This is a genomic window from Pseudoalteromonas sp. SR45-5, assembly GCF_014163565.1.
Taxonomy (GTDB): Bacteria; Pseudomonadota; Gammaproteobacteria; order Enterobacterales; family Alteromonadaceae; genus Pseudoalteromonas; species Pseudoalteromonas distincta.
Window position 1 is genome coordinate 1 of sequence record NZ_JACJDN010000794.1, and the last position, 1,544, is coordinate 1,544.

Below are 1,544 nucleotides of genomic sequence, written 5' to 3' on the forward strand. Positions count from 1 at the left end.
TAATAAAACGCTTTTAGTAACATGATCTTTTTTCACTTAAATTTTTAATTTTATTGCACAAAAATATACATTCGTGACTAGACTTTAAAAGGTAAGCACCTTTTTACAGCGGGTTTCGGAGGTTATTATGACGATTTTTGAGCATTACCAAGCACGATACGAAGCGGCACAGGAAGAAGAATACAGTATCGCTGAATTTCTTGAGATTTGTAAAACCGATAAGTCTGCCTACGCCAGCGCACCAGAACGCCTACTCATGGCAATTGGCGAACCAAACATGGTAGATACCGCAACGGATGCACGACTAAGCCGGTTATTTTCTAATAGAGTAGTTGCACGCTACCCTGCCTTTGCTGATTTTTATGGTATGGAAGACGCCATTGAGCAAATAGTCTCTTATTTAAAACACGCCGCCCAAGGGCTTGAAGAATGCAAACAAGTGCTTTATTTACTTGGACCTGTTGGTGGGGGTAAATCATCCATTGCTGAAAAACTAAAGTATTTAATGCAACAAGTGCCTATTTATTCAATTAAAGGGTCTCCTGTAAACGACCACCCCCTCTCCTTGTTTGATCCTATCGAAGATGCAGACGTACTCAGCAAAGAATACGGTATTAAACCGCGCTACTTAAAAACCATTATGTCGCCTTGGGCTGGCAAACGCTTAAAAGAATTCAATGGTGATATTAGCCAGTTTAGAGTGGTTAAACGCTACCCTTCTATTTTAAACCAAATAGGCATTGCCAAAACCGAACCAGGAGATGAAAACAACCAAGATATTTCAGCACTGGTTGGTAAGGTCGATATTCGCCAGCTTGAGCACTTTGCCCAAAACGATCCTGATGCATACGCCTACTCTGGCTCTTTATGTTTAGCTAACCAAGGGCTGATGGAATTTGTAGAAATGTTTAAAGCGCCTATTAAAGTGCTGCATCCTTTACTTACCGCCACCCAAGAAGGTAACTATAACGGCACAGAAGGTATTAGCGCCCTGCCCTTTAATGGCATGATCCTCGCTCACTCTAATGAGTCTGAGTGGCAAACCTTTAAAAACAATAAAAACAACGAAGCATTTTTAGACCGTGTTTATATTGTAAAAGTCCCTTATTGCTTACGTGTGACTGAAGAAATTAAAATTTACGACAAATTACTTGAGCACAGCGAGCTATACAACGCGCCATGTGCACCGGGTACACTCAAAACATTGGCGCAATTTACGACGCTATCACGTTTAAAAGAGCCAGAAAATTCAAGTATCTATTCTAAAATGCGGGTATACGATGGCGAGACCCTAAAAGACACCGACCCTAAAGCGAAATCGTATCAAGAGTATCGTGATTACGCAGGTGTTGATGAAGGTATGACGGGGCTCTCTACCCGCTTTGCGTTTAAAATTTTGTCCCGTGTGTTTAACTTTGATACCACTGAGGTTGCTGCAAATCCGGTGCATTTGTTCTATGTGCTTGAGCAACAGATAGAGCGCGAGCAATTTTCAAGTGAAATAGAAGAGCGTTATTTAAGCTTTTTAAAAGGCTATTTAATTC

The 1,544-nt window shown here is 40.9% G+C and carries 1 protein-coding gene; it reads left to right on the forward strand.

From position 1 onward, the window contains the following. Window positions 1–127: 127 nt before the first annotated feature. On the forward strand, window positions 128–1,544 hold a 1,417-nt coding region (locus H5072_RS19110), incomplete at its 3' end, for a PrkA family serine protein kinase (protein WP_182694469.1).